The sequence below is a fragment of the Hydrogenophaga electricum genome (assembly GCF_030160815.1).
GTDB classification, from domain to species: Bacteria; Pseudomonadota; Gammaproteobacteria; order Burkholderiales; family Burkholderiaceae_C; genus Hydrogenophaga; species Hydrogenophaga electricum.
Genome location: NZ_BSPB01000036.1, coordinates 12,020 through 36,503, shown reverse-complemented (window position 1 = coordinate 36,503; position 24,484 = coordinate 12,020). Strand labels below are relative to the sequence as shown.

Genomic DNA, 24,484 nt, shown 5'->3' with positions numbered 1-24,484 from the left:
CCCAGGCTCTGCAGGGCCGGCACCGAGCGGCCGGCCGCCAGTTGCAGCACTGGCAGCGGGTGTTCAAACACCACCCGTGGCTCGCGCATCACCACCGCAAAGCGCCCCGGCGTGCGCTCGAAGTCCAGCAAGGCCTTGCGCAGGCCCTGGGCGTCGATCGGTGCGGCAGAGCCGGCGGCGCGGGCCATACCGTGCGCGGTGCCGGATCAGGCGGCCGGGGTGCCGGCGCGTGCCGGGGTGGCCGGCCGCGCCAGGCCCGGTTCGAGCTTCGGGCGCTTGGCGCCGGCGGCGTGGTCGTCGCCGTAGCCGTAGTAGCTCTCGTAGCCGTAGCCGTAACCCGGCGAATGTTCGTGGCGCGCGTGCGTGAGCACCACGCCCATGGGCGCCAGCCCGGCGTTGCGCAGGCGGCGCAGGCCGTCCTTGATGCTCGACTTCTTGGTCTCTGCCGCCTTCACCGCAAAGATGATGTGCTGGACCTGGTTGCCCAGCACGATGGCGTCGGCAATGCCCAGCAGCGGCGGCCCGTCGATGATGACCTGCGAGAAGCCGAACTCGGCCGCCTTGTCCAGCAGCATCATCAGCTTGGGGCCCATCAGCAGTTCCACCGGATCGGGCGGCGTCGGGCCGGCCAGCATGACCGACAGGTTGGCAATCGCCGTCGGCTGGATCAGGCTTTCGGCCGCCACATCGCCCGACAGCAGGTTCGACAGCCCCTTGTCGTTGGGCATGCGCAGCGACTTGTGCAGCGAAGCCTTGCGCATGTCGGCGTCGATCAGCAGCACCTGCTGCCCCAGCTGCGCGAAGTTGATCGCCAGCGCCAGCGCCGTCGTGCTCTTGCCCTCGCTCTTGCCGCAGCTCGTCACCATCAGGCGCTTGGGCGCGCCCTCGGGCGTGGAGAACTGCAGCGCCGTGCGCATCGAGCGGTAGGCCTCGGCGAACGCGCCGCGCGGGTCGGTGTGGGTCTGCAGGGCGATCGCCTCGTTGCTGCCCTTGGCGGTCTTGGTCACCGGAATCCAGCCCAGCAGCGGCAGGTGGAAGAAGCTTTCCACCTCGTCGGCGTGCTTGATGGAATCGTCCAGCTGTTCGCGCAGCAGCGCCGCCAGCATGCCCAGGAAAGCGCCCAGCACCAGGCCCAGGCCCAGGTTGATCAGCGGCTTGGGCTTGTGCGGGAACAGCGGCACCTTGGCCTCGTCCACGATGGACAGGTTGTTGGTGGCGATGTTGGCCGTCACGCTCACTTCCTTCAGGCGTTGCAGCAGCGTGTCGTAGATCTGGCGGTTGGTGTCCAGATCGCGCTGCAGCAGGCTCATGTCCACGCTGCGGTCCTGCACAGTCTGCACTTCCGAGCGGGTGGCCGCCACGCGCGTGCGCAGCAGGCCTTCCTGGCTCTTGGCCGCTTCGTACTGCGCCTTGATGCCGCCCAGGATGGTGGCCACCTCGGTGTTGATGCGGCTGTCCAGCTCGGCAATCTGCGCCCGCGCCTGCACCATGGCCGGGAAGTCGGGCTTGTAGATCGACAGGTTCTTGGCGTAGTCGGCTTCCAGGCGGGCCTTTTCGGTCTTGTAGGTCTTGATCGCCTCGTTGTTCAGCACCTGCGGGGCGCTTTCGGGGCGGTTGCGCAGTTCGTTGTACACCGCCTCGGCGCGAATGCGGTCCTGCTCGGCCTTGGCCAGCGCGGCCGAGAAGTCCACAAAGGTCTGCGCCGTGGCGTTGCCCTTGTCGCCCAGATTGAGAATCTCGTTCTTCTTGGCGTAGTCGTTGATCTGGCGTTCGCTCTCTTCAAGCTTGGCCTTGGCCTGCTTGATCTGGTCTTCCAGGTACTGGCGCGCGTACACCGACGACTCCATGCGCCGCTCCAGGCTCACCGTGATCGCCGCCTTGGCCATCTGGTTGGCGATGCGCGCGGCCAGGGCCGGGTCGCTGTTGAGCACCTGCACTTCCACCAGGCGCGAATTGCGCACCGGCTCCACCGTCACCGATTCCTGGAATTCCTTGATCGTCTCTTCGCGGCCGATGGCCTGCTCGTCGTTGGTGGCGGGCGTGAAGAGCTGGCGGAAGTTGTTCGCCAGCATGGCGAAGAAGGTCGGCTCCGGCACCTCGGCGTTGGCCGCGTCCAGCGGGTTGGGCTCTTCGCCCGTGCCAGCCGGTACCGCAGCGCCCAGCACGGCAGCGGCGTCGCGTTTGTACAGGCCCAGCTCGTCGATCACCCGCTCGGCCAGTGAACGGCTCTTAAGCAACTCGGTCTGCGTGCGCAACTGCAACTGGTCGGCGGCGGCGCCCTGGTCCACCTCCATCTCGGTGTTGAAGCCCACCACCTTCTGTGCCGAGCGGTCGATCTGCAGCGTCACCGTCGACTGGTACAGCGGCGTCGCTCGCAGCGTGTAGATGGCCGCTGCCAGCACCGCCAGCAGCGTGATGCCGGCGATCATGCCCTTGTGTTTGGCCAGCGTGCGCAGAATCTGCCGCAGGTCGATCTCGTCGTCTGCGGCTGCCTGGGCTTCGGCCTCCTCGCGCTGCAACAGCGCCGTCTGCAGGGCGTGGCCCTGGCGCATGGCCAGCGCACCGCCGGGCGGTTGCGGCGGCTGCTGCGGATGGGGGGTCAGTTCGTTCGATGCCATGGTTCAGATAACCGGAACAGGGTGTGACAGCTGCAGGCGCAGGGGGCGTGTGATCCGCAGGGCGGGACGGTAGCGTGGCACCCGGCCCGCCACCGTGCCCTCCCGGGGCACCCCTCAGCGGTTGGAGAAGGGGTTGATCGTGTCGACGATGTCGCGGAACAGCGAATCGCGCAGCGCCGTGCGCTTGGGGTTGCGCTTGACCACGATCACGTCGTCCGACTGCACCAGCGGGTCGGGCACTTCACCGGCGCGCACCTGCTCCAGATTGAAGCTTTGCGACACCTGCTTGCCGTCGGCCCCCATGCGGTACAGCATGATCTGTTCCAGCTCGGCGTACTGGGCATAACCACCGGCCAGCGCCAGTGCGCGCAGCAGCGTGATCTGCCCGGTCACCGGGTAGATGCCCGGCTTGAGCACCGCGCCTTCGATGGTGATGCGCTGGGTGGTGAATTCCTTGATGAACAGCGACACCTGCGGGTCTTGCAGGTACTTTTCACCATAGCGCTGGGCCAGCAAGGCCTCGGCCTGCTGGGCCGTCAGCCCGGCCAGGGGCACGGCGCCAATCAGCGGCAGCGACACCAGGCCGGTGGAGTTGACGCGGATGGTGCGCTTCATGTCGGGCACGCCGAACACATCGAATTCCAGCAGGTCGTTGGCGCCAATGCGGTAGTCGGTGCCCACGCCGGCCAGTGAATTCAGCGGCTGCGGCTCGCCCGTGGCGGCGGCATCGGCCGCCGGGGGCAGCGTGCCATCGGCACCCGGGGTGGCCGCTGGCAGGGCGCTGGGGGCGGTGGTCGGGTCGGCCAGGGCGGGCTGGCGGCTCGCGTCCACCGACGCCTGCAGCGGCTGCTGGGCCTGCGCCGACGCCACGGCGGCCAGGGCACACAGCCCCCCGGCCACCACCGTGCCGCGCCACAACGGCCGACCCCAAAACTGCTGCAAACCTTCAATCATCCTGCGAACATCCCTGTCTCATGAAGCACGCCACATGCCCTGCGGTGTGAGGGCGTCACACCGGGGTGTGGGTGGCCAGTCGTGCGAAAAGTCATTCTAGCGGGGCACCCTACCCGCAAAGCCCTGAAAAGACCACCGTTACTCGGTTGACGAACGGCCCGGCCGGCGCAGAAACACCCCCAGCATGAAGGCCCCCAGCATGGCGTTGGCCGGAATGCGCCACGGGTAGTCCACCCAGGCGTGCAGCGCCTGCGCCAGCAGCGCCAGCCCGGCAGCCAAGGCCAAAGCGTCGGCAGAGCGCCAACCGCCTGGGCCCGCGCCCTGGCGGCGGGTTGCCCACAGCCGGCCCAGGCGCTGCACCACCAGCACCGCCAGGGCCAGCAGCAGGGGCAGCACCAGCACGCCGCCTTCCATGAGCAACTCCAGGTAATCGTTGTGAGCAAAGTTCACAAACCACCCGCCGAGCTCCGGCGCCTGGAAGGGCGGGAACACCAGCTTGAAGGTGCCCAGGCCCGAACCCCAGGGCCAGAAAGCCTGCGCCGCCTGCCAGGTGCTGGCGCGGTTGAGCGCGCGCAAGGCGTCGTCGGCCACCAGGCGGTCGGCGTCAAACCGGGCCAGCCATTCCCAGCCACCGGCCAGCAGCGCCAGGCCCACCAGCAGTGCCGGCAAGGCCAGCAGCCAGACGCGAGGCCCCTGCCCAGCTTCGCCCACCGGGCGCCACAGCAGCAGCGCCAGCACCACCACCAGCGCCCCGGTGGCAATGCCCATGCGCGACAACGTGGCCAGCAGGCAGGCCACCACCAGCAACAAGGCCGCGCCCCAGCCCCAGCGCGCACCCCAGCGGCGCGGCTGCCCCCGCCGCCGGCGCCCGCCCGGCGCGGCACCCAGCAGGTTCAGCAACAGCAAAGGCAGCAGCATCGTGAGAAAGTTGGCAAGGCCGTTGCGGTTGCCAAACGTGCCCAGCACGGGGGCTCTTACATCCGGATCGAACAGCAGGCCCGGGAAGCCCAGTTGCAGCAGGCCCAGCACGGCCTGGAACACGCCCACACCCAGCCAGGCCCACAGCAGCGCACGCAACTGCCGGTCATTGGCGGCCAAGGGCAGGGCCAGACAGGCCACCACCGGCAAACCCGCCAACATCGACAGCCAGGTACTCGCCGGCACCTGGCTGATGGGCCCGAACACCGGCAACAACTGCAGACCCGCCCACCAGAAAGGCGCGGTCAACAAAACCCCCAGTGCCACCCCCCGCCAGCGCGCACTCCCGCCCACACGTCCGCCATTCCCGCGAACGCGGGAATCCCCACCACCGCCATTCCCGTGCGCCGCCCCGTCATTCCCGCGAACGCGGGAATCCACCGCCCCCAACCCAGACCGCCCAGCCGCCCAGCCCACCACCAGCGCCACCAACACCCCCAGCGCCAGCCACTCCAGCACCATCAAAGGCACAAACCGGTTGCCCGCCCGAAACAGCGTTGCCACCAATACCAGTGCCAAACCGGCACCCCAAGCGAAGCCACTCAAACCGTCCGCGCGGCCACTGCCCATGCGCCCAGCCGAAATCACTGCTTCATTCATCGTTTGCACTCCATCTGCCGCCCCATCTTCACCATCCCCATCAACTTCTCCAGCATTTCCACACCCCTCACCATCATCCCCGCACGCTTCTCCGTAATTCCCGAGCGCCTTTGCGTCACCCCCGCCCCTCTGACCGTCGTTCCCGTCCCACTCTCCGTCGCTCCCGAGCCCCTCTCCGTCATTCCCGCGAATGCGGGAATCCACGCGCCCAAACCCCACCCCATACACCGCAGCCGCCACCGCAATCCCCACCAGATCCGCCGCCCAATCGGCCCAACTGGGCGAGAACCCGGGCATGAACATCTGGTGCACTTCCACCGCCGCCCCCATGGCCGCAGCCAGCACCGCCAGGCCCCAGGGCCGCCAGCGCAGCGCCCAAGCCAGGCCGCCATACACACCGGCAAACACGACGCCATGGGCCACCTTGTCCCAACTGCTGTACCAGGCGCGTACCGGCTGGTACAGGGCCACGGCATACACTGCGGCCAATACCACCAGCACCCACGCCAGGCGCCCCGCAGGCGCCACCCAGGCCGGCCGCACCGTCACGGCTGCGGCTTGCCTTCTGCCACCAAAGCCTTCAACTGCGCTTCAAAGCGCGCCAGTATCACGTCACGGTTCAGTTCGCGTTCTGCATACCGGCGCCCGCAGGCACCCAGCGCAGCGCGGCGGGCCGGGTCGGCCACCAGTTGGCGCAAGGCGTCGGCCATGGCGGCCGGGTCTTCTGGTGGCACCACCACGCCACATTCCGCGTCGTGCGCGACCACCCGGCCCAGTTCAGTCTGCGGGTGGGCCGTGGCCAGCACCGGACGCCCGCTCGCCAGCATGCCGGTCAGCTTGGAAGGCATCACCAGGTCAGCGGCATCGGCGCGCTGCGGCAACAAATGCACGTCGGCCAGGCCAAGCCAGTCGCTGAGCCGCTCCAGCGGCTGCAAATCGAGGAACCGCACCTGAGGCAAGCCGGCACAGCGCGCCTCCAGATCGGCCCGGCCGGAGCCGTTGCCACCAAACACGAAATGCACCTGAGGATGGTCCGCCAGGCGCCGGGCCACGTCGGCCAGAATCTCCAACCCCTGCTTGTTGCCCATGTTGCCGGAATACTGAACCACCACCGCATCGGTGGGCAGGCCCAGTTCTTCGCGGTAAGGGCTGGGGCCGGCCAGCGGTGCGATGCCGCTGATGTCCACCCAGTTGGGAAAGCTCACCAGACGTGCTGGGTCAACGCCCTTGGCCTCGGCCCGGGCCAGCATGCGGCCTGAGATGGTCGAAACAACATCGAAGCGACGCATTAGCCAGCCCTCAACTTTCCCCAGCCAGTTACGCAGTGTTTTTCCTTTAACAAGTCCTAAATCAAATGCTGCATCGACTTCGTAGTCTTGAATATGCAGCCAGCTCTTTGATCTGCGAAGTGAAGCAAAAGCTGCGATTGCTGGAGCGCAAATCAGCGGAGGTTCAACAACCCAAATAACGTCTGGTTTCCAGCGCCATTGCAATAGTAGAAGTGGGAAACTGGTCAGCGCAAAACTGACTAGATGTAGTAAACGCCTTAGCCCACTCGGTTTGGATGGCACCCACAAGGGTGCCCGGAATACCTTCACTCCATTGATCGTTTCTGCGGTATAGCGTAAACCACTATAATTTGGTGCAATCTTCCAGTTCGGGTAATAGGGCGGAGCGGCTATTGCTCGGGTCTCAATCCCGGCGTCGGCTAACCAATTGGACATCTCTCCGGTATATTTCCCTATTCCGGTTAGTTCGGGAGGGAAGTTAATTTGTACAAGAAGAATCTTCACAATTAGAAATAATGATCAATTTGGAATAATTTTTGATTGTGAAGTTATCTGTTCTTTGGCTGATATACGTGAGAAAAGTAAGTCTGCCTGAATACTCCTGCCGTTCCGATCAAATGTCTCATTGTAGACTCCGACTATTTTGAATGAATTGGCGTGAAGGATGTCTATTACTTGGTGGGCTAATCCTTGGCCTCTATATAGCTCTACAAATGAACATTCTATGTAAATTGAATCGAAATATGCTATGCAATCAAGAAGACCTTCGATGACGGCCAACTCGAAACCTTGGACATCTACTTTCAACAAAACTGGTGATCTAATTTCATTGAAATTAAGAATGCTGGAAAGCTTTGCGACTCGAACTGTTTCGAGGCCAGCCTGTCCGGTTCCCGGAAAAATCTCCGTTTGAATTTCTCCTATTGGAAGAAGCGAAGACGAGTCATCCTTTTCTGAGACATGCATCTGTTCCTCTGAGTTGGATTTTCCAATGGCAACTTGGAATAGCTTTACTCTGGAGATATCTCGGAAGACGGACTTAAATACAAGAGTGGGCTTTGAGAGAGGTTCGAAAGAGAATATTTCTGCAGATTTGCAAAAATGGGCGGCTGCAAGCGCAAATTGGCCTCGATTTGCTCCGACGTCAATGATTGAAGAAAAATCCTTGCTTTTCAGAACGAAATGATGCTCGGTCGCGGCAGCTACATTGTGAAGAAGAAGGGTTTTTCTGAGATCCCTTTTGAGAAGAATAGTGAGTAATTTTTTCCACCACAAAATTGATCTAAATGGTTTCATGAAGAATTTCCATAATTAATTCGTTATGATCATGCCTTGATTTTTCATGCTCTGCGGATATAAAAACATGGGCGGCTGATCGTCGCGCCTCAAGTGTTTCTGGAGAAGAAATTATCTCTTTGATAAATTGCTTTGTGCGAGAAACAAAAGACTCTCGATCAAATATGGCGGCCGCGATAGTGTTGCTCAGATCACTTCTCAAGCAGCCTCGATCTGTGGCAATAACGGGAACGTTGTGTGATAAGGCCTCAAATACCACGTTGGGTTGAGCTTCGTTTTTATAGTTTGTCGGGAATAGAAACAAATCTATAGACTGATAGAAGCTGAATTTTTCTCTATCGTAGACCGGCCCTAAGTACTGAATTCCTTTAGGGTTGCGAAGCATGGCTAAATTAAGAAACTCTTCAGATGCTTCGTTTTCGACAGGGCCCGCTAAAATTAGCTTTATGTTGAGGATGCCTTCTTCTACAAGTTGTTCATACGTGTCGATGACTTCTTTCAGTCCTTTTTCGAATGATAAATTGCTCAAATGACCAATGAACAATTTTTCAAAAATTCTTTCACGTTTCTTGAACTCAAGTGGTGGTGTGTGCTTCGCATTTGAGACGACTATTGAGCGGAATTTTCTGTTGTAAAGACTGAAAAACCTATCGCGCATGCATTGACAAAGAAAAACGTGGAGGCAGTTCTTTCCGGCAACGATCGTGGCAAATCTTGCAAGCAGAGAGCGCTTGTCTAAGTAGGCAAAACTTCTGTGGTGTATGACAATTTTTTCGGCAAATAGTCTTGCAGAAGAGATCGTTAGGGTGTTATACAAAATCCCCAAGCCTCCATCCATTGACATGTAGACAGTAGAGGGGCGTTTTAATGCTATCAACAGTACGGATTGAATGCAGCGAATTGCACGGGTGAGGTGATATTTTATTCCCCTCTGTAGGCTGTTTCCTGAGGTGTTGACCTTTAGAACCTTTGCTTTGGAAGAGATCTCCGCCGAAATTAAAAGATTGTTTTTTGCCATCCCATGGACAGGTGGCGGGAAGGCTCCAACAATAGCAATTGTTTTCATTTCTGGGGGGCGCGGAAAAATCTAATTCTGCGCAAGGTGTCAAATGCAAAAGGCATGATTAGAGGTAAGGAGCGGGCTGAATTTGGGATCATGTTGTCGAATATTGTCATCGCGGAAAAAACGGCTAAATAGGAGGCCGCGTATGGATAATATGGGCTGGATCTTCTTTTTAATCGCCTGAGGCCGATCATGCAAATAAAAAATAGCATGATATGTAAAAAGAATATTGCATAAACTCCAGGCCACTCTAAATAAGAGTATGCACGCGAAAAGGCTGTTCCGACATTGAGGGTCGGAGTAATTCGACAGTCTGCGTAGTTTTCCTCAATTGCATCTAAATCGACTAGCCTCTTGGCTAAGACGTCGGGAATTATTTCCGCGACAAAAAAGTCAGACAGACTGGATTTCGATTTTGAAGATGTCCCGCATGAGGTATTTGTTTGAAAATTCGCGAGAGGAGAGGTAAGGTAGAGCCATGAATAAAATACGGCGCTCGGCAGATTGAGTTCTCTGTAGGCGTTAGATGCTGCACCGATTTCTTCAATGGGGCGGAAGTATTTTCCTGAAGAATCGCGAATGGTTCCTATTGCTCCAAACGATGCGATTACTACCAACAAAAGACATGCGCCTGCAAATATTTGCCTTGCGCTGATTCTGTTCTTTTGCATAAGCAGAAGTAGTGCTGCTGTCGCAAGTTGACTAACAAAAATCCCTCTTTGTACAAACAGCAATGGAAAAGCGAGCGAAAGAGCGAATATTACAAGGTACTTGTATTTTTTGAACCTAATGTAGTAATAGAGCGATTGGGTTCCGAGGAAGTAAAATAGACCTGCCGCCAAGGGGTAGCCAATTGGCAGTAGCTCAATTTCTTTAATGCTCAATTCATACGATCCTCGGATCCCTGCTAGGATGGGAATTTCTGTTGGATATGCCAGGTTTATTATTAGTAATGGCAGGCACGTAATTAGCAGTAATCGAACTTTGGGGCTGTGATCTGATGTGACCCATGTCGTGGCTAAAATATTCTTCGATGCGCGATAAAAGAGTGCGCAAGTGACAAGCAGTATTGTGAAAAACAGCAGAAATTCTGCTGTAGGTTCTGGGTAAATCGTGCTCCAGGGCAATGCGCCAAATGCGAAGGCCACAGAAAATGCGGTCATTAATATTGCAAAAGGATTGACAAGGACTGCAGTCTTCAATTTTTTCTCCACTCGCCAAGATCTCTGCCCTTCCCAGCTTTAATTGCAGTACTTATAAGCTTTAGGCGTTTTGCTGTCGCAAGGATGTTGCCTTCTCGCATTATGGTTTTTATGGCTGAGATCGATATTAGTGTTACTGCATTAATCCAGAATAGAATGCCTTTTTCTTTATACTTGTTTGCCAGAAATACTGAGTTCCTTACTACATAGTAAACTTTTTCTTCGCTCGTGAATTTTGATGTCAAGTAGTGCCCTTCTCGCCTCATTACTCGATTCCAAGAGGTATCAATGTCCTCGATCTGAGCTTCTGTGACTAATAGCACGTCAAAGCCAACCTCTTTGGCACGAAGAAAGTAGTCTTTGTCGTCGAAATAGAGAAAAAAGTCTTTATCCGGCAAACCAACATCTAGCGCGAGTTGTCTGTGGAATAGAGTTCCACCGTAAGGGGCGGAAGGCAATGGAACAAGCAATTTTTTTCCAGCCTTAGATTGCTTTCTGTTCCATAAAATATCTCTTGACTTGCTCAAAAGACTAAACCCAAGAAATGCATTTTTAGGAACTCCATACTTACCCTGTTCTGCTGCGTCTGCATACTCTCGTCTTCCCCGTCTAAGGCAAGTTAAAACAGTGTGTATAGGGTCTCTGGCCGATGAGATGATCTCAATAAGTCTTTCGATGCTTCCTTCTAACAAAAGATTGTCGTCATCTAAAAGCAAAATATAATCTGACTTCTCTTGAAGTGCTCTGTCTATCCCAACTGCAAAACCATTCGCTGAGCCAGTATTTCTTTTTAGATCTAAGATTATTGGCTTTTCTATGAATTGTTCAAGCGTTTTGGAGGTTTTGTCAATTTCACCTAAATTATTTACAATGATGATTGCGTCTATTAATTCTCTGCTTTGCGCGAGTGCCGATATCGTTCTTTCGAGAAGGTGTGCCCTGCGTCCATAAGTGACTGTCACGATTGACAGCCTAGGTGGTTTTCTCATATGCAGCTCTTCTTCGATTATGAAAGGCAGCTAGCTGTACTAGCAACAACAGTTCTGAGGCGATATATGTAATTGCGGCACCAGTTGCGAAGAAGAAGTATGACATCGGGCCAATCAGAAAAAAGCTAAAAATACCTGCCGCAAAGACCATCTTTGCGAACTGTGAGCTTTGATTGATTGAATGCATTACTTGCACGCCTAGTATCAAGTTAATGCTGGCTATAAGAGGCGCTGCAGACATGATTTTAAGACTTAGTAGCGCCTCGTCTGAAATGGAGCCAGTCAAAAAAATAAAGATTTTATCTGCAAACAAAAAAAGTGATGCAGAGGAACCTGCTCCTATGAGAAGAAAGGCAAAGAAGGTTCTTCTGAAAATGGCTAATTGGAAGCAATTGGTGTTTTTGTCGAGCTTGGAGCTTAGTCGCGGATATGTGGCCATTGCAATTGGCCTATTGAGCTCCTGAGCAACCCGAACAACCTTTTCGCAAATAGAGTAGATTCCAACACTTCCCATAGATGCAGTCATACCCAAGATGATTGAGTTGGAAGATCGGTAGAATGAGCTTGCAGCAGATGAGAAAAAAGCACTCTTTTCCCGAGTTAATCTTTTGAATGATTTTCTCGGAGAGAATTTGAGAGAAGTGATCTTGTATCTTCTGTGTGTATATATTAGCAATGCTATCGAAGAAAGAAGATTGAATCCAAAAATGACTGCCGCAAATGACTCGATGCGCGGGTCGGTTTTGGATATTATGAATACAATTCCAAGGGCGGAGAATTTAATCGAGCTGCTTATTAATGCTGCTGGCCCGACTCTCTCAATTCCTTGTAGTAGCCATATGGGGCTGAAAACATTTGCCAGAGCCGATAATTGTGCGATGAGCAGTAGAATCCCCAGCGTTTTGTGGAGAAAAATGGTAAGAAGAATCGCGGCAATTGAGGTTAAGACAAAGAGAATGAGTTTGGCGCCAAATATTTCCCCGAATAAAAGCTGTAGCTTTCTGTTGTCATCGCTCGATCTCGCTGCATCGCGCGTCGCGGTATAATTGAATCCAAACTCAACTGTTAATATGAAGTAAGCCAGAATTGCTTGTGTTAATGCGATTTTTCCATACTCGGCTGTTCCTAGCGTTCTTGCCATTATCGGAATGGCAAGAAATGGTGCAAGATACTCTGCTCCCTGCAATAGTCCAAAATAAACTACATTTTTTCGTAGCATGCTTGAACTTAGACGGTTTGAGTGGGGGGCTTCTTAAGCAAAGGCTTGATGTGAGATAAACCAATTGCAGAATCGGTCAAGCCCCTCTTCCAGTGACACTTTGGGTGAAAAGCCGAAATCTCGCTTTGCTGAGGTAATGTCCGCATATGTCGCCTCGACGTCGCCAAGCTGCATGGGTAGAAATTTCTTTTCAGCCTTGCATCCCAACTTTTCTTCTAAAACCTCAATCATTCGATTGAGTTCAATAGGATGATTGTTTCCTAGGTTGTAGATGTTGTGTCTGGCTGTTTGTGTGCGCGAATTGGAGAGGGCGGATATTCCATCAACAATATCATCGATATATGTTAGATCGCGCCTCATTTTTCCCCAGTTGTAGACATCAATTGGGGTCCCTGAAAGAATTGCCTTTGCGAATTTGAAATACGCCATGTCGGGTCGTCCCCAAGGACCATAGACGGTGAAGAAGCGCAACCCAGTTGCCCGAATCTTATACATTCTGGAATAAGACTCGCATAGCAGTTCTGTAGATTTTTTTGTTGCTGCATAGAGCGATACGGGTGAGTCTGTGCGATCATCTGGCGAAAATGGTTGCTTGGTATTTGCTCCATAAACTGAGGATGAGGACGCGTAGATTAGGTGTTCAACGGAGTTGTGACGACAGCCTTCAAGTATTGTTGCTGTCCCTAAAATATTGCTGTCGATGTATGTATAAGGATCTTCAATAGAAAATCTTACTCCTGCCTGTGCTGCCAAATGAAGAACCAGATTGGGCTTTTTGGCTGCAAAAACTTTTTCAACTGCTTCCTTGTTGGATAAATCTAGCTTTTCAAAGCTGAAGTTGTCGTTATCAAGCAATATTTTTAGACGCTCAATTTTCAGGTTTTGGTTGTAATAGTTGTTGAGGTTGTCTATTCCAACGATGCGGTGCCCTTCTGCCAAAAGCTGAAGAGTTGAGTGAAACCCTATGAATCCCGCGCACCCGGTGATTATTGTTCTCATTTTTCAGTTTTTTCTCAGTTGAGTGATGCAGTTTATTTGTCTTTTGGGACTGCGACTGTGAAGCCCTGCTTGCGAAGAAGGGCTTGCTGTTCGGAAATGGCGATGTCGGTGTCAATCATTTCACTAATCAATTGATTGATTGTGATGTGGGGGTGCCATCCCAGTTCATTGTTTGCGAGTCTAGAGTCGCCAAGCAAGGTTTCAACTTCGGCCGGCCTGAAATATCGAGGGTCCACCTGAATAATTACGTCCCCAGTCCTTACTGCGGGTGCTTTGTCACCTTCGACTTTGATTGCAACTGCTTTCTCATTTTCGCCCTTGCCTTCAAATGAGAGAGTAATGCCAAGTTCCTTGGCTGCCATGTCAATGAACTGACGCACGCTGTATTGCACACCAGTGGCAATCACGTAATCCTTGGGGGTTTCCTGCTGCAGCATCATCCACTGCATGCGCACGTAGTCCTTAGCGTGGCCCCAGTCGCGCAGTGCGTCCAGATTGCCCATATAGAGGCAGCTCTCCAGCCCTTGGGCGATGTTGGCCAGGCCGCGGGTGATTTTTCGAGTAACGAAGGTTTCACCCCGCCGCGGTGATTCGTGGTTGAACAAAATTCCATTGCAAGCGTATATGCCGTATGCCTCGCGGTAATTGACGACGATCCAGTAAGCGTAGAGCTTTGCTACGGCATAAGGGCTGCGCGGGTAGAAGGGGGTGGTTTCCTTTTGGGGAATTTCCTGCACCAGGCCATACAGCTCGCTGGTGCTGGCCTGGTAGAAGCGGGTCTTTTTCTCCAGCCCCAGGATGCGGATGGCTTCCAGCAGGCGCAGCGTGCCCAGGGCGTCCACGTCGGCGGTGTATTCGGGGCTTTCAAAGCTGACGGCCACGTGGCTTTGGGCGCCCAGGTTGTAGATCTCGTCGGGCTGCGTTTCCTGCACGATGCGGATCAGGTTGCTGCTGTCGGTCAGGTCGCCGTAGTGCAGGTGAAAGCGCGGATTGCGTTCGTGCGGGTCCTGGTAGATGTGGTCCACGCGCTGGGTGTTGAACTGGCTGCTGCGGCGCTTGATGCCGTGCACGATGTAGCCCTTTTCCAGCAGCAGTTCGGCGAGGTAGGAGCCGTCCTGGCCGGTCACGCCGGTGATGAGGGCGACTTTGGGGGCTGCGGGGCTGGGGGTGTTGGCTGGCTGGGTCATCGGGGTCGGGTGGCGGGTGGGCGCTGCGGTGGGTTCCTGGGGCCGTCGGGGGTGGATTCCCGCTTTCGCGGGAATGACGGGGATCGGGAATGACGGGGATCGGGAATGACGGGGATAGGGAGTAGCGGGGATAGGGAGTAGCGGGGATAGGGAACGGCGGGGGGCGGGCGGGGGCTGTCGGGTCAGACGGAGCGCGGTGCGTTTTGCAGGAAGTCCTGGTACGCCAGGGCCAGCCCTTCTGTCAGCGATACCCGGGCTTTCCAGCCCAGGCTGTGCAGGCGGCTGCTGTCCATCAGCTTGCGCGGCGTGCCGTCGGGTTTGCTGGTGTCGAAGCGGATGCTGCCGGTGTAGCCCACGGTGGCGGCCACGGCGCGCGCCAGGTCGGCAATGCTGAGGTCGCTGCCGAAGCCCACGTTGATGTGGCTGAGCATGGGCTGGGTGTGCTGCTGGTACACGGCGGGCGCCAGGTTCATCACGTGCACGCTGGCAGCGGCCATGTCGTCCACGTACAGGAATTCGCGCAGCGGCGTGCCCGTGCCCCAGATGGCCACTTCGGGCGTGCCCTGGGCCTGCGCCTCGTGAAAGCGCCGGATCAGTGCGGGCACCACGTGGCTGTTTTCGGGGTGGTAGTTGTCGCCCGGGCCATAGAGGTTGGTGGGCATGACGCTGCGGTAGTCCACGCCGTGGCTGGCGCCGTACTGCCGGTTGTAGCTTTCGCAGAGCTTGATGCCGGCGATCTTGGCAATGGCATAGGGCTCGTTGGTGGGCTCCAGCGTGCCGGTGAGCAGGGCGCTTTCGGTCATGGGCTGGGCGGCGAGCTTGGGGTAGATGCAGCTGCTGCCCAGAAAGAGCAGCTTCTTCACGCCCGCGCGGAAGGCCGCTTCGATCACGTTCGCCTCGATCATGAGGTTCTGGTAGATGAAGTCGGCCGGGTAGGTGTTGTTGGCATGGATGCCGCCCACCTTGGCGGCAGCCAGGTAGACCTGGTCGGGCTGTTCCTGCGCGAAGAAGGCGCGCACGGCGGCCTGGTCGGTCAGGTCCAGTTCGGCATGGGTGCGGGTGATGAGCTGGCTGGCGGGCAGGCCTTGTGCCTGCAGGGTGCGCACGATGGCGGCGCCAACCATGCCGCGGTGGCCGGCAACGTAGATGCGGGGAGTGGGTGGGCTCATGCGGCGGGGCTGAACGGGTAGCGGCTGGTGGGGTGGATTCCCGCCTTTGCGGGAATGACGGATGGGGGGGGCTGCCTTCGCGGAAATGACGGTTGGGGGCCTGCTTTGGCGGGGATGACGGTTCGGGATTCTTGCTTTTGCGGGAATGGCGAGTGGGGTGGCGCCGTGGCGCTGGCTCAGACGGCGCCCTCCTGCCTGGCCACGACGCGCACGGTGCGCAGAAGGATCACGATGTCGTACCAGAGCGACCAGTTGCGCACGTACCAGAGGTCCATGGCAATGCGGTGCTGAAAGGTGCTGTTGCTGCGGCCGCTGATCTGCCAGAGCCCGGTGATGCCCGGGCGGGTCTGGCCGTAGGTGCTGATGGCGGGGCCGTAGTCGGGCAGTTCGCGGGCGAGCAGGGGGCGCGGGCCGACCAGGCTCATGTGGCCCCGCAGAACGTTGAAGAGCTGGGGCAGCTCGTCGATGCTGGTGCGGCGGATCCAGCGGCCCACGGGCGTGACGCGGGGGTCGTCGGCAAGCTTGAAGTTGTTGGCGCGGTAGGTTTCCCACAGGTCGCGGTGGGAGTCCTTCCATTCTTCCAGCGCGGCGTCGGCGTTCAGCACCATGCTGCGGAACTTGATGAACGGAAATTCGCGCCCGCCCAGGCCCACGCGCGGCTGGACGAAGAAGACGGGGCCGCTGTCCTGGCGCTTGATCATCCAGGCCACCACGGCCAGCAACGGTGCCAGCAACACGATCAGCAGCGAAGCCAGCACGATGTCGACCGCGCGTTTGACGAGCTGCGGCGCCCGCCGGTGCAGGTTGTTGCGGGCCCGCAGCAGCAGCACTTCGTGGCTGAAGAAGTGCGAGACCTCCATGCCCAGCATGGGCAGGCCGCTGAGCGCGGGGATGATGATGACGTCGTCGCGCGTGAGCATCAGCTCCTGCGTGAGGTCGCGCAGCCAGGGGCCTTGGTTCTCACCCAGCACGATCACCACCTGGTAGGGGCCGGGCCGGCTGAGGAAGGCGCGCACGCCGGGGGTGAGCGGGGTGGGCGCCAGCGTGCGGCTACCGAGCTTGACCGGGTGGCCGCTGGCTTGCCCGGGGGCGGCGTCGGGGCCGACGGCGGCCACGGGGGTGTAGCCCATCAGGGGTTCGCTGGCCAGGGCGGCAGCGGCCAGGGGCAGGTCTTCGGGGCGGCCGACCAGCACATAGGGCTGCGCCAGCAGGCCGACGCGCAGCAGGCGCTGCCGCACGGCCAGGCGGGCCAGCGGCAGCAGCAGCAGGATGAGTGTCCAGCTCACGCCGGTCCACAGGCGCGAAAGCTGCCACTTGCCCAGGTAGAGCACCAGCGCGTCGGTCATGGCGGCGAGGCCGACGATGAGGAACACGTCGCGCGCCTCGTCCCACCAGGGTTTGCGCCGGGCGGCGGTGTAGTGGCCTTTGGCGGCACCGCACCAGAGCACGATGGCGAGCGAGAGCGCCAGAAAGAGGGCGATGCGCAGTTGGCCGTGGTCGGTCCACCAGACGTCCATGGCGGCCCAGAAGCTCATGTCGTCGCGGACCCACGCGGGCACGCGCCCGGCCAGGAAGCACAGCCACATGACCGCCAGGTCGGTCAGCAGCAGGATGGGTTTGACCCAGCGCTGGCGTTCGGCCACGCGCTGCCACGGCGCGAGCGCGCGGGCCAGGTCTTGTTCGTTGCGCAGGGAGGTGACGCTGGCGGGGGCGCCATCGGGTGCGGCGATGGCGTCGGCAACCAGATGCGCCGGCGGGGTGTTGAGCAGACTCATGACCATCAGCGGCGCGAGCGCGTGCGGTGCGATAAACAGGCGGATACCGTCACCGCGCGCAGGGTGAACGGAGCCAATGACATTGACAGGTGTGTGCCAGCCCGATGGGCTTGTGCGTGGTGTGGGCTCACAGGCCTCCCTCCTTCAAATCTTCCTGGCCAGGCCAGGGAGCACCGCTGCCACAGGGCTGTGGCAGCGATAGACCAGAGCACCCAACGCAATAACCGTTCCCCCCGTTCGTGACCGAACACCATTCGCACGCAAATGGTGCGCGGAATTGTAGGTTCTACCCGAGTGGCGCCCGGGTCGTTCGTCCATGAGGAGTGCATTTGTTAACGGATGTTTTCCCTCCTGGCGACACTGGCCCCTGCGTGGGGCCGCCGGAACATCAAAAGGTAATGGAATGTGTATGGCGAGGGGGCTGTCGGGAGGGCTTCAGGGGATTCTGCGTGACAAAGTTCACGACGAACCGTGCCGGTGCGGCGCCATGCACGTAACGTTACAAATGAATCACCTGGGGGGTAGCAAAAACGGTTTCATTTCCCGCACTGGCGTCACGGCGAGCCGGCCGAAGCCAGGTGCCCGAGCGGCAGCGCGCCGCCGGCCTTGACCTCGCCGAGCGAGAAGCTGGTGTGCAGGTCTTTGACGTTGGGCAGGTTGATGAGCACCTCGCGCGCGAAGCGGCTGAATTCGGTGAGGTCGGCGCAGACCACTTGCAGCTCGAAGGTGCCGGAGCCGCTGATGTAGTGGCAGGCGATCACTTCGGGAATGTGCTGGATGGCCTTTTCCATGGCGGCCAGCGCGTCGCCGGTGTTGCGCTCGGCGTCAAGCCGCACGAAGGCCAGCGCCCCCAGGCCGATCTTCTGCCGGTCGAGCACGGCCCGGTACCCGATGATGAAGCCGGCCTCTTCCAGCGCCCGCACCCGCCGCCAGCAGGGCGCAGCCGAAAGCCCGACCCGGTTGGCCAACTCGGCATTGGTCAGCCGCCCGTCGGCCTGCAGTTCGTGAAGGATGGCGAGATCAAATTTGTCGAGGGTGGTCATGGGGTGGGGGAAGTGGGCTGGGGGCAGGGAGCGGTAGGAAGCGTGAGGGAGCGGCGGGGTGTGGTGGGAATGAGGTGGGTGGTGCCGGTGACCATCGTCATTCCCGCGAAGGCGGGAATCCAGCCCCCAACACCTGGATGCCCGCCTTCGCGGGCATGACGGAGGGGGGCCAAAGGGTATGACGGAGGGGGATTTCCGGGTGTGGTGATTCATTGGTGTTTACGCCAATTTTCCCCGCAAACCAGCAATATCCTTTCTTGGATAACCCGAATCCGGGCACGAAAAGCAAACACCTGTCAGCGGGGCGGCCCTACACTGGCTGGCACTTGGGCTGCCTGCCAACGCGGCGGATGGCCTTTTCAGCAGAGCCGCCCACAAGGCGACCTACCCCACGCAGGAGACAACATGAACGCCCCACTGCCCGAGCACGTCCGCAAAGCGCTCGAAACCGTCACGCTGGACGACAAATATTCCCTGGACCACGGCCGCGCGTTCATGAGCGGGGTGCAGGCGCTGGTGAAGCTGCCCATGCTGCAGCGCCAGCGCGACGCCCTGGTCGGCAAGAACACGGCGGGCTTCATCAGCGGTTACCGGGGCTCGCCGCTGGGGGGGTATGACCAGGCGCTGCAGAAGGCCAGCAGTTACCTCAAGGCGCAGAACATCGTGTTCCAGCCGGGGGTCAACGAGGAGCTGGCCGCCACCGCGATCTGGGGCACGCAGCAACTGGGGTTTGCGCCCAAGGGCAGCAACAAATTCGACGGCGTGTTCGGCATCTGGTATGGCAAGGGGCCGGGTGTGGACCGCTGTTCCGACGTGTTCAAGCACGCCAACATGGCCGGCACCACGCTCTGGGGCGGGGTGATTGCGGTGGCGGGTGACGACCACGTGGCCAAGAGTTCCACCGCCGCTCACCAGAGCGACCACATCTTCAAGGCCTGCGGCCTGCCGGTGTTCTTTCCGGCCACGGTGCAGGACATTCTGGACCTGGGCATCCATGCGTTTGCCATGAGCCGTTTCAGCGGCGTGTGGACGGGCATGAAGACGATCCAGGAGATCGTGGAGTCCAGCGCCACGGCCGAGATCGACCCGAACCGGGTGCAGATCGTGGTGCCCGAATTCGAGATGCCGCCGGGCGGCCTGCACGTCCGCTGGCCCGACGCTGCGCTGGAGCAGGAAGCGCGCTTGTTCGACTACAAGTGGTACGCGGCGCTGGCCTATGTGCGCGCCAACCGGCTGAACCACAACGTGATCGCCGGGCCGCACGACCGGCTGGGCCTGATCGCCAGCGGCAAGGCTTTCAACGACACGCGCCAGGCGCTGATCGATCTGGGCCTGGACGATGCTACCTGCCAGCAACTGGGCATTCGCCTGCACAAGGTGAACGTGGTGTGGCCGCTGGAGGCCAGCATCACGCGCGAATTCGCGACCGGGCTGCGCGAAATTTTGGTGGTGGAAGAAAAGCGCCAGGTCATCGAATACCAGCTCAAGGAAGAGCTGTACAACTGGCGGCCCGACGTGCGGCCCAATGTGCTGGGCAAGTTCGACGAGGTCGAGGGCGACTACAGCGGTGGCGAGTGGAGCCGCCCGAACCCGAGCGGCCACACACTGCTGCGCGCCAACGCCGACCTGTCGCCCGCGATGATTGCGCGCGCCATCGCCCGGCGCTTGAAGAAGCTGGGCATTCCGCAGGACATCGAAGCGCGCATTGACGCGCAACTGGCGATCCTGGATGCGCAGGAACGCTCCACCCAGACGCTGCTGGCCGGCGCGTCGGCCGACGCCAACCGCCAGCCCTGGTTCTGCAGCGGCTGCCCGCACAACACCAGCACCAAGGTGCCCGAAGGCTCGCGCGCCATGGCCGGCATTGGCTGCCACTTCATGAGCATCTGGATGGACCGCGACACCGTCGGCTTCACCCAGATGGGCGGTGAGGGCGTGCCCTGGGCCGGGCAGCAGCCGTTCGTGAACGAGCAGCACATCTTCGCCAACCTGGGTGACGGCACCTACTTCCACAGCGGCATCCTGGCGGTGCGCCAGAGCATCGCGGCCGGGGTGAACATCACCTACAAGATCCTCTACAACGACGCCGTGGCCATGACCGGCGGCCAGCAGGTGGGCGAGCGGCCCGAAGGGCACAGCGTGGTGCAGATCGCGCAAAGCATGCGCGCCGAGGGGGCGGTGAAGATCACCATCGTCACCGACGAGCCCGAGAAGTACGCGGGCGTGACGGGTCTGCCGGCGGGCATCGCCATCCAGCACCGCGACACGCTGGACGCGGTGCAGCGCGAGTTCCGCGAGATCACCGGCACCACGGTCATCATCTACGACCAGACCTGCGCCACCGAAAAGCGCCGCCGCCGCAAGCGCGGCACGATGGCCGAGCCGGACAAGCGCGTGGTCATCAACGAGCTGGTGTGTGAAGGCTGTGGCGACTGCGGTGTGCAGAGCAACTGCCTGAGCGTGGAGCCGCTGGAGACCGAATTCGGCCGCAAGCGCCGCATCAACCAGAGCACCTGCAACAAGGACTTTTCCTGCGTGAAGGGCTTCTGCCCGAGCTTCGTGACCGTGCAGGGCGGGCAACTGCGCAAGAAGGACCAAAAAGGCGCGGGCGCCGAATGGACGGGTGGTGCGCTGCCAGAGCCGGCCTTGCCGGCGCTGGGCGCTGACGCCTGGGGCATCGTGGTGGCCGGCGTGGGCGGCACGGGTGTGATCACCATCGGCCAGTTGCTGGGCATGGCCGCGCACATCGAAGGCAAGGGCATCGTCACGCAGGACGCGGCGGGCCTGGCGCAAAAGGGCGGCGCCACCTGGAGCCATGTGCTCATCGGCGCCAGCCAGGACCACATCCGCACCACGCGCGTGGGCGCGGCGTCGGCCGACCTGGTCATCGGCTGCGACCCGATCGTGGCGGCGGGCAAGGAAACCCTGCAGCGCCTGCGCGCCGGCCGCAGCCACGTGGCGCTGAACACCAGCGCCACGCCCACGGCGGCGTTCGTGAAGAACACCGAATGGCAGAACCCGGCGCAGGGTTGTGTGGATTCGCTGGTGCAGGTGCTGGGTGACGAGGCGGTGGGCCGCTTCGACGCCGAGGCCGCCGCCGCGCGCCTGATGGGCGATTCCATCTACACCAACCCCATGATGCTGGGCTACGCCTGGCAGCGCGGCTGGGTGCCGCTGGGGCTGGAAGCGCTGATGCGCGCCATCGAGCTCAACAACGTGCAGGTCGAGAAGAACAAGCAGGCCTTCGAATGGGGCCGCCGCGCCGCGCACGATGCCCAGGCCGTGGCCGCGCTGCTGGCGCCGGCGGCCGGGGCGCAGGTGATCCAGTTCAAGAAGCGCGACACGCTGGAAGACCTGGTGGCGCGGCGTGTGGCATTCCTCACCGGCTACCAGAACGCCGCCTACGCCGACACCTACAAGGCGTTTGTCGAACGGGTGCGCCAGGCCGAAAGCCGCCTGGGCAAGACCAGCCTGAGCGAAGCGGTGGCGCGCTACCTGTTCAAGCTCATGGCCTACAAGGACGAGTACGAAGTGGCCCGCCTGCACAGCGACCCGGCGTTCCACGCCCAGATCGCCGCGCAGTTCGAGGGCGACTACCGCCTTCAGATGCACCTGGCGCCGCCGCTGTTCGCGAAGAAGAACGCCAAGGGCGAGCTGATCAAGCAGACCTACGGCCCCTGGATGCTCAAGGCCATGGGTCTGCTGGCGAAGTTCAAGGGCCTGCGGGGCACCGCGCTGGACCCGTTCGGCCGCACCGACGAGCGCCGCACCGAGCGAGATCTGATCGCGCAATACCGTGCCGACGTGGAGTCGCTGCTGGGCACACTCAACGCCGACAACCACCCGGTAGCGCTGGAAATCGCCAGCCTGCCCGAACAGATCCGCGGCTATGGCCACGTGAAGGAACGCAACCTGGCCGCCGCCATGATCCGCCGCGAGGCACTGCTGGCCCGCTGGGAAGGCCGCGCGGAAGTCAAGCGCGTGCGCGCCGCGTAACGGCGCTGCGTCTGCCCGCGCAGGCGGGTACGTCGCGCCGCACAGCACGCCACATCTGCCGTCATGGCTGGTGCAGGCGGGTGCATCGCGCAGATCACGCCTGTGCACCGTCATGCCCGCGCAGGCGGGCATCCAGCGCCTGGGTGGGCCCACGTTCTGGATTCCCGCCTGCGCGGGAATGACGGCCCGGTGGTTCATGCATTTCCAGTGCGCCCTGTCTGTGAAAGCGGGCCGAGGCGGCTCGGCCAGGCCGTATCGGGCACAGGGCACAGGGCACAGGGCACAGGGCACAGGGCACAGGGCACAGGGCACAGGGTGCAGGGTGCAGGGTGCAGGGGCGCGCAGGCAGGTATATCGCGCAGATCAGCACGCCCGAGCCCCGTCATGCCCGCGCAGGCGGGCATCCAGGGGGCGCTACCCCAGCAGATCAGGCCACAGGTCCCGCCATTCGGGATTGACGGACTCGATCAGCGCGAGCTTCCAGGCCCGTCGCCATTTTTTGAGCTGCTTTTCCCGCGTGATGGCCGCTTCCATGGTGCCGTGCGGTTCGAAATACACCAACTGGTGCACGCCATAACGCTGCGTGAACCCCCCGGTCAGTTCGTGGCGGTGCTGGTGGATGCGTTGGACCAGGTCACTGGTGACGCCAACGTAGAGCGTGCCGTTGCGCTGGCTGGCCAGCACATAGACGGCGGGGTGCCGTTCGCGCATGGTGAGACTCCCTGACGGTTTTTTCGGATTGTCAGGGTGGCCGCGCTCGCCGTCATGCCCGCGCAGGCGGGCATCCAGCGCCTGTGTGAGCCCATGTTCTGGATTCCCGCTTTCGAGGGAATGACACCATGGCGCACGATCACGACGAAGGGTGCACGGAAGCAACGCATGCTTGTCAGCCACAGCCACAGCCACAGCCACAGCCACAGCCACAGCCACAGCCACCCGAGCCCGAGCCCGAGCCCGAGCCCGAGCCCGAGTCCCGTCATGCCCGCGCAGGCGGGCATCCAGCGTCGCACGCCCCATTCCCGTCACGCCCTGCCGGCCTTGCTGCGCGCTACCATCCGCCCCTTCAGGAACAGAACGGTGGGCGGGGAACGCATGAAGGTGCTGGTGGTTGGCGGGGCGGGGTACATCGGTTCGCACATGGTGCTGCGTCTGGCGCGCGCCGGGCATGAGGTGGTGGTGTTCGACAACCTTTCCAGCGGCCATGCCGACGCGGTGCTGGCGGGCACGCTGGTGCGGGGCGATCTGGCTGATCGGGCGGCGCTGTCGGCGCTGTTCGCGGCCCACCGGTTCGACGCGGTGCTGCACTTTGCCTCGTCGATCCAGGTGGGCGAGTCGATGCGGCTGCCGGCGCGCTACTACGCCAACAACGTGGGCAACACGGTCAACCTGATCGAGACCATGGTCGAGCACGGGGTGCTGCGCCTGATTTTTTCGTCCACCGCGGCCACTTACGGCGACCCGGTGTACACCCCGATCGACGAGGCGCATCCGCGCCAGCCGGTGAACCCGTACGGCTGGAGCAAGTGGATGGTGGAACAGATCCTGGCCGACTGCGACCGGGCGCACGGGCTGCGGCACGTGGCACTGCGCTATTTCAACGCGGCGGGCGCCCACCCGGAAGGCCTGCTCGGCGAACGGCACGACCCGGAGACGCACCTGATTCCGCTGGTGGTGCAGGTGGCGACGGGGCAGCGGCCAGCCATCGGCGTGTTTGGCACGGATTACGACACGCCCGACGGCACCTGCATCCGCGACTATGTGCACGTGCAAGACCTGGCCGACGCGCACCTGCTGGCGCTGGACCGGCTGGTGGCTGGCGGCGCTTCGGCCGCGTTCAACCTGGGCAATGGCAACGGTTTTTCGATCCGCGAGGTGATTCGCACGGTCGAGCAGGTGACGGGCCGGCCGGTGGCCTGGGAAGACCTGCCCCGGCGGGCGGGCGACCCGCCCGTGCTGGTGGCGGACAGCGGGCGGGCGCGGGCGGAGCTGGGCTGGGCACCGCGCTACCCGGCGTTGCCCGACATCGTGCGCCACGTCTGGCAGTGGGAACAGCGCCGGGCCGGGGCGGCCTGAGCGGGTCGCCGAATACAATGGCCGCTTGGCCGAT

Annotated in this window: 18 protein-coding genes; 2 read left to right on the top strand and 16 right to left on the bottom strand. The window is 60.4% G+C overall.

Annotated features, from left to right (window positions below):
* From QQK43_RS16990 to QQK43_RS16920, 15 genes are all read right to left on the bottom strand, one after another.
* Nucleotides 1-188 (bottom strand): hypothetical protein (locus QQK43_RS16990; RefSeq protein WP_284308691.1); only part of this gene is annotated, 188 nt, incomplete at its 3' end.
* 18 nt (nucleotides 189-206) lie between these two features.
* Nucleotides 207-2,618 (bottom strand): GumC family protein, encoded by a 2,412-nt coding sequence (locus tag QQK43_RS16985; protein WP_284308690.1) that lies wholly within the window; start codon nucleotides 2,616-2,618, stop codon nucleotides 207-209.
* 114 nt (nucleotides 2,619-2,732) lie between these two features.
* On the bottom strand, nucleotides 2,733-3,560 hold the full coding sequence (locus QQK43_RS16980; protein WP_284308688.1) for a polysaccharide biosynthesis/export family protein: 828 nt from the start codon (nucleotides 3,558-3,560) through the stop codon (nucleotides 2,733-2,735).
* Between the two features lie 150 nt (nucleotides 3,561-3,710).
* Nucleotides 3,711-5,573, bottom strand: coding sequence for a VanZ family protein (locus tag QQK43_RS23670; protein WP_502260855.1), 1,863 nt, complete (start codon nucleotides 5,571-5,573; stop codon nucleotides 3,711-3,713).
* A 122-nt stretch (nucleotides 5,574-5,695) separates the two neighbouring features.
* A complete protein-coding gene (locus tag QQK43_RS16970) occupies nucleotides 5,696-6,943 on the bottom strand; it encodes a glycosyltransferase WbuB (RefSeq protein ID WP_284308686.1) in 1,248 nt (415 codons plus the stop codon).
* Nucleotides 6,944-6,958: 15 nt separating this feature from the next.
* Nucleotides 6,959-7,735, bottom strand: coding sequence for an FkbM family methyltransferase (locus tag QQK43_RS16965; RefSeq protein WP_284308685.1), 777 nt, complete (start codon nucleotides 7,733-7,735; stop codon nucleotides 6,959-6,961).
* The gene (locus tag QQK43_RS16960) at nucleotides 7,722-8,801 is read right to left on the bottom strand and encodes a glycosyltransferase family 4 protein (RefSeq protein WP_284308683.1); all 1,080 of its coding nucleotides are present in this window, start codon (nucleotides 8,799-8,801) and stop codon (nucleotides 7,722-7,724) included. The genes QQK43_RS16965 and QQK43_RS16960 overlap by 14 nt, the downstream gene beginning before the upstream one ends.
* Entirely contained in the window at nucleotides 8,798-10,000 is a 1,203-nt protein-coding gene (locus QQK43_RS16955; protein WP_284308682.1) for a hypothetical protein, read from the bottom strand. Before QQK43_RS16955 ends, QQK43_RS16960 begins: the two co-directional genes overlap by 4 nt.
* Nucleotides 9,997-10,962 carry a glycosyltransferase gene (locus QQK43_RS16950; protein WP_284308681.1) on the bottom strand — a complete coding sequence of 322 codons (966 nt, stop codon included), beginning with the start codon at nucleotides 10,960-10,962 and terminating at the stop codon, nucleotides 9,997-9,999. The genes QQK43_RS16955 and QQK43_RS16950 overlap by 4 nt, the downstream gene beginning before the upstream one ends.
* Before the next feature lie 10 nt (nucleotides 10,963-10,972).
* Entirely contained in the window at nucleotides 10,973-12,208 is a 1,236-nt protein-coding gene (locus tag QQK43_RS16945) for an oligosaccharide flippase family protein (protein ID WP_284308679.1), read from the bottom strand.
* Nucleotides 12,209-12,241: 33 nt separating this feature from the next.
* Entirely contained in the window at nucleotides 12,242-13,207 is a 966-nt protein-coding gene (locus tag QQK43_RS16940; RefSeq protein WP_284308678.1) for an NAD-dependent epimerase/dehydratase family protein, read from the bottom strand.
* 32 nt (nucleotides 13,208-13,239) lie between these two features.
* Entirely contained in the window at nucleotides 13,240-14,394 is a 1,155-nt protein-coding gene (gmd, locus tag QQK43_RS16935; protein ID WP_284308676.1) for a GDP-mannose 4,6-dehydratase, read from the bottom strand.
* Between the two features lie 182 nt (nucleotides 14,395-14,576).
* Entirely contained in the window at nucleotides 14,577-15,563 is a 987-nt protein-coding gene (gene fcl, locus QQK43_RS16930; RefSeq protein ID WP_284308675.1) for a GDP-L-fucose synthase, read from the bottom strand.
* A gap of 176 nt (nucleotides 15,564-15,739) precedes the next feature.
* Nucleotides 15,740-17,338, bottom strand: a complete 1,599-nt coding sequence (wbaP, locus tag QQK43_RS16925) for an undecaprenyl-phosphate galactose phosphotransferase WbaP (protein WP_284308674.1) — start codon at nucleotides 17,336-17,338, stop codon at nucleotides 15,740-15,742.
* Between the two features lie 554 nt (nucleotides 17,339-17,892).
* Entirely contained in the window at nucleotides 17,893-18,381 is a 489-nt protein-coding gene (locus tag QQK43_RS16920) for an Lrp/AsnC family transcriptional regulator (protein WP_234264175.1), read from the bottom strand.
* A 405-nt stretch (nucleotides 18,382-18,786) separates the two neighbouring features.
* Here QQK43_RS16920 and QQK43_RS16915 point away from each other — a divergent pair, with 405 nt between their 5' ends.
* Nucleotides 18,787-22,377 carry an indolepyruvate ferredoxin oxidoreductase family protein gene (locus QQK43_RS16915; protein ID WP_284308673.1) on the top strand — a complete coding sequence of 1,197 codons (3,591 nt, stop codon included), beginning with the start codon at nucleotides 18,787-18,789 and terminating at the stop codon, nucleotides 22,375-22,377.
* A 414-nt stretch (nucleotides 22,378-22,791) separates the two neighbouring features.
* On the opposite strand, the gene QQK43_RS16910 is transcribed toward QQK43_RS16915, so the two are convergent.
* A complete protein-coding gene (locus QQK43_RS16910; RefSeq protein ID WP_284308672.1) occupies nucleotides 22,792-23,088 on the bottom strand; it encodes a GIY-YIG nuclease family protein in 297 nt (98 codons plus the stop codon).
* Nucleotides 23,089-23,469: 381 nt separating this feature from the next.
* Here QQK43_RS16910 and galE point away from each other — a divergent pair, with 381 nt between their 5' ends.
* A complete protein-coding gene (gene galE, locus QQK43_RS16905; protein ID WP_284308693.1) occupies nucleotides 23,470-24,450 on the top strand; it encodes a UDP-glucose 4-epimerase GalE in 981 nt (326 codons plus the stop codon).
* The last annotated feature ends 34 nt before the right edge of the window (nucleotides 24,451-24,484 follow it).